We start from the raw sequence: 4,897 nt of genomic DNA, 5'->3' as shown, positions 1-4,897 counted from the left end.
GAGGCGCGCGAGAAGATGAAGGAGCGCGTGTTCTCGCGCGGCCTGCGCGACGACATGGACAAGCTGTTCGGCCACCTCGGCGGCCTGGTGCGAGACGCGGCCAACCGCATCGACCAGCTGCACCAGATGGTCGACGGCATGTACAAGAAGTTCAACGCCGAACACGGCTTCACGCTGTCGCCGCCGCTGCGCTTCCTGGGCACGCGCTACGACGCCGACCTGAAGGAAACGCTGGCCCTGGCGCACGCGCACTTCGGCGCGTTCAGCTTCCTGACCCGTCCGAAGCCGCAGCTCGTGCACGGCGCGTTCTCGACGGTCGCCAGCCGCGTGCTGGACACCTTCCAGGACATGAACCGCGACATCGAGATCTGGCTGAAGTCGGTGATGACGCCGCTCGAAGCGCAGGTGCGCGATCACCAGAAGCAGCTGCGCAAGCGCGTCGATTCGATCGAGCGCATCCACGAGGCCACTGACACGCTGGAAGCGCGCATTGCCGAGCTCGAAGCGCTGCTCAATACGCTGGACGAGCGCAGTGGCATCATTGCTGATTACGCCTCGCGTATCCTGGCTGCCGGGACGATGCTGGAGGCGCATTCGGTGGCGGCTTGAACGCGCATCGAACGTCAATGGAAAGGGCGCCTGCGGGCGCCTTTTTCGTTCTGGTAGGATCGCCGCCGGCGCAGCCCTGTTGCGCGCCACACCTTCATCGCAAGCATGACCGCCACACCCCGTCGCCCGCGCCGACCCGCGCAACCCGCCCAAGCCCTGCCGCCGCTGCCCGACGACTTCGCCACCCGCGTGATCGCTTGGCAGCAGCGCCACGGCCGTCACCACCTGCCGTGGCAGAACACCGGGGATGCCTATCGCGTCTGGCTCTCGGAGATCATGCTGCAGCAGACCCAGGTGAGCGCCGTGCTGGGCTACTACGCCCGCTTCATCGAGCGTTTCCCCACTGTGCAGGCGCTGGCCGCCGCGCCGGCTGACGACGTGATGGCCGCCTGGGCGGGCCTGGGCTACTACACGCGCGCGCGCAACCTGCATCGCTGCGCGCAGATCGTGGTGGCGGAGCACGGCGGCGTGTTCCCGCGCGACCCCGAAGCGCTGGCGGCATTGCCCGGCATCGGGCGCTCCACGGCCGCGGCCATCGCCGCGTTCTCGTACGGCGTGCGGGCCGCCATCCTCGACGGCAACGTCAAGCGCGTGTTTGCGCGCGTGTTCGGCATCGACGGTTTCCCTGGCGACAAGCGCGTCGAAGACACGATGTGGCGCATCGCCGAGGTGGTATTGCCGCCTGCAGACGGCATCCAGGCGTACACGCAGGGCCTGATGGATCTGGGCGCCACCGTGTGCACGCGCGGCAAGCCGGCGTGCCTGACGGGCGAGCGCGCCTGCCCGCTCGAATCGCTGTGCGAGGCGCGCCGCACCGAGCGCGTGATGGCGCTGCCCGTGCCGCGCCCGCGCAAGGCGACGCCCGAGCGTGCTGCGACCCTGCTGATCGCCCTGCACGGCGAGGCGGTGCTGCTGCAGCGCCGTCCGCAGCGTGGCATCTGGGGCGGGCTGTGGTCATTGCCGCTGGTGGGCGAGATGGACGATGCGCTCGAAGCGCATCCGCTTGACGCCGATACGGTGCGCCAAGCTGCGCAGACTTACGGCACGGTCACGCAGGTGGAGATGGCTGGCGCGCTCACGCACACCTTCACGCATTTCCGCTTGCACATGCATCTGCTGCGCGCGGACATCGCCGCACCAGCCGCGCTCGACGACGACTGGCGCTGGGTGCCGCTCATGCAATTGAACTCGGTGGGATTGCCGGCGCCCGTCAAGCTGGCGCTCGAGACGTTGGTGCAGCCGAGCCTCGTCTGAGAGCTCGCTGCGGCGGTATCAGAGGATGTGGTGCTGCTTCATGTACCGATGGACGATCTCGATGCGCATGCCGGCATCCATCAGTTCCATCAGCTTCTGCTTGGCCTTGAGCGGCACCGGCAGCAGTTCGCACAGCCGGTTGGCGACCCAGCTCGGGCTAGCCCAGTCGTAGGGTTCGGCCATCAGCACCTGGCCTTCTTCGCGCGTGCTCAGGGTGGTGACGATGCGGCGCAGGGCATTCACGCAGTCATCGTAGAGCTCACCCTTGCAATCCTCGATGTCGGCGCCGATCGGCTCGACGGTGCCGCGCATCAGCCCACCGGCCGCGGTGTCGAACGACAGCACCTTGAAGCGCTGCGTGCCGCGCACCTTGATCATCAGCAAGCCGAGCTGCTCCATATCGCATTCGACGATGTGGGCGATGCAGCCGACATCCACCGGCACGGTGGGGGCCTCCGACGTGGCCACCTCGTTGCCGCGCTCGATCAGGCAGACGCCGAACGGGGTCTGGTCGCGCAGGCAGGTGCGCACCAGGTCGATGTAGCGGGCTTCAAAAACGCGCAGCGGCAGCAGGCCACCGGGAAACAGCACCGTGTGCAACGGAAAGAGCGGCAGCTCGGTGGGCAACGGCGGCAGCGGTGAAAAGGGCGAGAGAGCGATGTCTTCTTGCATGAGTAGGCTGAGCGGACGTCGGCGAGACTTTCGCGATGGTGCCGCGATGCTGGCCCTGCGCAATGGACGCTGCGGGCGCTGCGGGCGTGTTAGGCGTCGACAGCCAATTCGCGGTGGCGGACCAACACATTACCATGCGCGCGGAAGTAGGTGGCGAGCCGCTCTGCGATGTACACGGAACGATGTTGCCCCCCCGTGCAGCCGATGGCAACGGTCAGGTAGCTGCGGTTGTCGGCAATGAAACTCGGCAGCCACTTTTCGACATAGGCGCGGATGTCTTCGGCCATCGCCAGCACCATCGGCTGGCTCTGCAGGAAGTCGATGACCGGCTGGTCGCGCCCGGTCAGCGGTCGCAGGTGCGTGTCGTAATACGGATTGGGCAGCGAGCGCACGTCGAAAACCAGGTCGGCATCGGTCGGCACGCCGTGCTTGAAGCCGAACGATTCGAACATCAGCGTGAGGTCGTGCGGCTCGTCGCTGATGAACTCCTTGATGTACGCGCGTAGCGCGTTGGTGGGCAGCGTGCTGGTGTCGATGCGATGCGCGGGGTCGGCCAGCGGGCTCAGCAGCTCGCGTTCCATCTCGATGGCTTCGATCAGCGAGGTATCGGCGCCCTTGGCGACAGCCTGCACGTTGGCGGCTTCCGGCCGGCCGTTGCGGATCGACAGCGGATGCCGGCGGCGCGTCTCGGAATAGCGCTGCACCAGCGCATTCGTGCTCGCCGTCAGGAACAGCATGCGCACGTCGTGTTCCTTGCGCAGCGCGGTGATGGTCTCAGGCACCTTGCGCAGCGATTCGCGGCTGCGGATGTCGGTGGCCACGCCCAGGTGCGTGTAGCCCTGGTCGGCCAGGTATTGCGCCAGTTCCGGAATGAACTGCGCAGGCAGGTTGTCGACGCAGTAATAGCCTGCGTCTTCGAGCACGTTCAGGGCGACCGACTTCCCTGAACCTGACATACCGGTGATGAGAATGATCCGCATGCCGCGAGGATAGCATCACATTGTGGCAGGGCAGCGACCAATGAAAAAGGCGGCCGCTCTGGCCGCCTTCTTCGGGCGCGGGCGCGCGGGCGTTTAGCCCTTGTTCGACAGGCAGTCCTTCATGAAGGCCTTGCGTTCGTCGCCCTTCTTGCCGGTGGCGTCCTTGTTGCACATCTTCATGCGCTGTTTCGGGTCAGCCGGCTTGGCGGCCTCGGCGGCCATCGGCTTGTCCGACAGGCAGCCCTTCATGAACGCCTTGCGCTCGTCGCCCTTCTTGCCGGCGGCGTCCATGTTGCATTGCTTCATCTTGTCTTGCTGTGCGTTCTTGGCGGCGGGGGCGGCCATCGCACCAGCCGGTGCGCTACCTTGGGCGAAAGCCTGGCCAGCCAGGAACGGGAGCGCGAGGGCGCAAGCGGCAATCAGTTGTTTCATCGTGTTCTCCTTGGGTACCGTCAGAAGGGCGCAGCCATCAGGTGCTGCACCCGCGATGAACGCCGCCGCGTGCGTGCCCGGCGCATTCCCCCCCACAACGGAATGACCGCGTGTCGGGTTGACGTTCCTTGACAAAAGTAGGGGGGAGACGGCCGTTTGCGAAGCTTTGTGAAAGCTTTGCAAACGTTTCGTCAGAGGAGCCGGCCTTGCGGCGAATGCGAGGCGGCCTCGGCCAGCATGGCGGCGCGCTGGCGGTCCATGAAGTCGCGCAGCGTGTCGATGCCGCGCAGGCGCAGGATGGTGTTGCGCACCGCGGCCTCGACCAGCACGGCCAAGTTGCGGCCGGCCGCCACCTGGATCTTCACCATGTGGATCGGCAGGCCGAGCACGTCGAGGTATTGCGAATCGAGCGGCAGGCGCTCGAACTCGCCGTCGTTGCGGCGCACGAGCTGCACGATCAGCTTGATCTTCATCTTCCGGCGCACGGCGGTCTCACCGAAGATCGTCTTGATGTCGAGCAAGCCCAGGCCGCGCACTTCCAGCAGGTTCTGCAGCAACGGCGGGCAGCGGCCTTCGATGAAATCCGGCCCCAGGCGCACAAAGTCGACCGCATCATCGGCGACCAGGCCGTGGCCGCGCGAGATCAGCTCCAGGCCCAGCTCGCTCTTGCCCAGGCCCGAATCGCCCATGATCAGCACGCCCATGCCGAGGATGTCGAGGAACACGCCGTGCATCGTCACGCGCGGCGCCGAGATGCGCGACAGGTACAGCCGCAGGTGGTCAATGACGGCCGCCGAGGAAATCGGCGAGGTGAACAGCGGCGTGGACGAACGCGTGCAGCGCAGCTCCAGGTCGGGCGGCGGATCGACGCCATCGGCCACCACCAGGAAGGGCGGCTCCAGCAGGATCAGTTCGCCCATCTGGCGCTTGCGGTTTTCTTCCGACAGGCG

Annotated in this window: 5 protein-coding genes and 1 pseudogene; 2 read left to right on the top strand and 4 right to left on the bottom strand. The window is 66.5% G+C overall.

The genetic code is table 11. From position 1 onward, the window contains the following. Together QZ609_RS24535 and mutY are read left to right on the top strand one after the other, a co-directional pair. Positions 1-609 (top strand): annotated as a pseudogene (locus QZ609_RS24535) (GTPase); the annotation flags it as partial. A 105-nt stretch (positions 610-714) separates the two neighbouring features. After that, positions 715-1,863, top strand: a complete 1,149-nt coding sequence (mutY, locus tag QZ609_RS24530) for an A/G-specific adenine glycosylase (RefSeq protein ID WP_295500466.1) — start codon at positions 715-717, stop codon at positions 1,861-1,863. Between the two features lie 18 nt (positions 1,864-1,881). On the opposite strand, the gene QZ609_RS24525 is transcribed toward mutY, so the two are convergent. The 4 genes from QZ609_RS24525 to hprK form a co-directional block, all read right to left on the bottom strand. Then, entirely contained in the window at positions 1,882-2,535 is a 654-nt protein-coding gene (locus QZ609_RS24525; RefSeq protein WP_295500464.1) for an LON peptidase substrate-binding domain-containing protein, read from the bottom strand. Between the two features lie 89 nt (positions 2,536-2,624). After that, positions 2,625-3,515, bottom strand: coding sequence for an RNase adapter RapZ (rapZ, locus tag QZ609_RS24520; RefSeq protein ID WP_295500462.1), 891 nt, complete (start codon positions 3,513-3,515; stop codon positions 2,625-2,627). A gap of 93 nt (positions 3,516-3,608) precedes the next feature. Continuing rightward, the gene (locus tag QZ609_RS24515; RefSeq protein ID WP_295500460.1) at positions 3,609-3,947 is read right to left on the bottom strand and encodes a PsiF family protein; all 339 of its coding nucleotides are present in this window, start codon (positions 3,945-3,947) and stop codon (positions 3,609-3,611) included. 191 nt (positions 3,948-4,138) lie between these two features. Next, the coding region (hprK, locus tag QZ609_RS24510; protein ID WP_295500458.1) for an HPr(Ser) kinase/phosphatase at positions 4,139-4,897 on the bottom strand (759 nt) is incomplete at its 5' end.

It is taken from the genome of uncultured Ralstonia sp. (genome assembly GCA_913056305.1).
Lineage (GTDB): Bacteria > Pseudomonadota > Gammaproteobacteria > Burkholderiales > Burkholderiaceae > Ralstonia.
The sequence above is the reverse complement of the archived record's forward strand: the minus strand, read 5'-3'. Positions and strand labels throughout refer to the sequence as shown.

Excerpts from the sequence above, each read along its gene's own strand:
- mutY (WP_295500466.1), top strand. The coding sequence starts at position 715 with ATGACCGCCACACCCCGTCGCCCGCGCCGACCCGCGCAACCCGCCCAA.
- QZ609_RS24525 (WP_295500464.1), bottom strand. The coding sequence starts at position 2,535 with ATGCAAGAAGACATCGCTCTCTCGCCCTTTTCACCGCTGCCGCCGTTG.
- rapZ (WP_295500462.1), bottom strand. The coding sequence starts at position 3,515 with ATGCGGATCATTCTCATCACCGGTATGTCAGGTTCAGGGAAGTCGGTC.
- QZ609_RS24515 (WP_295500460.1), bottom strand. The coding sequence starts at position 3,947 with ATGAAACAACTGATTGCCGCTTGCGCCCTCGCGCTCCCGTTCCTGGCT.